Source organism: Lichenibacterium ramalinae, from assembly GCF_004137085.1.
Taxonomy (GTDB): domain Bacteria; phylum Pseudomonadota; class Alphaproteobacteria; order Rhizobiales; family Beijerinckiaceae; genus Lichenihabitans; species Lichenihabitans ramalinae.
The window spans coordinates 1-1,224 of record NZ_QYBC01000051.1 but is presented as its reverse complement, the minus strand read 5'-3'; the positions used below and the strand labels follow the sequence as shown (position 1 = coordinate 1,224).

At 72.7% G+C, this 1,224-nt stretch carries 2 protein-coding genes; both read left to right on the top strand.

All coding sequences use genetic code 11. From position 1 onward, the window contains the following. The coding region (locus D3272_RS26840) for a TIM barrel protein (RefSeq protein ID WP_165361557.1) at positions 1–523 on the top strand (523 nt) is incomplete at its 5' end. A 27-nt stretch (positions 524–550) separates the two neighbouring features. Next, a partial coding sequence (gene iolB / locus D3272_RS26835; RefSeq protein WP_129222298.1) for a 5-deoxy-glucuronate isomerase occupies positions 551–1,224 on the top strand: 674 nt, incomplete at its 3' end.

Sequence of the window (1,224 nt, the reverse complement as noted above, 5' to 3'; positions counted from 1 at the left end):
GGGCGACTGGGCCGGCTACGGCGCCAGGATCACCGAACTCGCCGAACTCCTCGCCGCCGAGGGCCTACGCCTGTGCTACCACCACCACATGGGCACGATCGTCGAGACAGAGGCCGACATCGACGCCTTCATGGCCCACACGCGGGCGCCCGCGCAGCTGCTGCTCGACACCGGCCATGCCACCTGGGGCGGTGCGGACCCGGCAGCCCTGGCGGCGCGCTACCGCGACCGGATCGGCCACGTCCACGTCAAGGACGTGCGCCGTGCCGTGATGGAGCGGGCGCGCCGCGAGGACTGGAGCTTCCTCGACGCCGTGCTGGGGCCCGGCGACGAGATCGGCATCTACACGGTGCCGGGCGACGGCATGGTGGATTACGGCGCGGTGTTCCGCGCCCTGCCCGGCTATTCCGGCTGGGTGGTGATCGAGGCCGAGCAGGACCCCGAGAAGGCGAACCCGCTCCGCTATGCCACGATGGGCGTCGAGCACCTCAGGCGCGTGCTCGCCGAGGCGGGCCTGCGCTGACCGGCGGAACCGAGGAGACGACCAGCCATGCCCCATTCGCCCCTCCTGCTCCACCCCTCGGCGGCCGATGCCGGCGGCCGGGTGCACCACGTCACGCCTGAATCCGCCGGCTGGACCTATGTGGGCTTCGACGCCCATGACCTGCCGGACGGCGGCAGCATCGCGGCCGAGACGGGCGCGCGCGAGGTCTGCATCGTGATGGTGTCGGGCCGGGCCCGCGTCACCGCCGGGGACCGGGACTTCGGCGTGATCGGCGAGCGCGCCTCGGTCTTCGAAGGCCGGCCCTGGTCGGTCTACGTGCCGGCGAACTCGCGCTTCACGGTCGCGGCCGAGGGCGCCTGCGAGGTCGCGGTCTGCTCGGCGCCCGGCACCGGCGCCCGGCCCGCCCTGCTGATCCCCCCGGAGGACGTGAGCGAGGAGACGCGCGGCAAGGGCTCCAACACCCGCCACGTCCGCAACATCCTGGCCGACACGGACGAGCGCGCCGAAAGCCTGCTGGTGGTCGAGGTGGTGACGCCGCCGGGCAACTGGTCGAGCTACCCGCCCCACAAGCACGACCGCGACGCCGTCCCGGACGAGACGCTGCTGGAAGAAACCTACTACCACCGCTTCACGCCGGCCCAGGGCTACGGGGTGCAGCGGGTCTACACGGACGACCGCTCGCTCGACGAGACGATGACGGTGCGCGACCGCGACGTCGT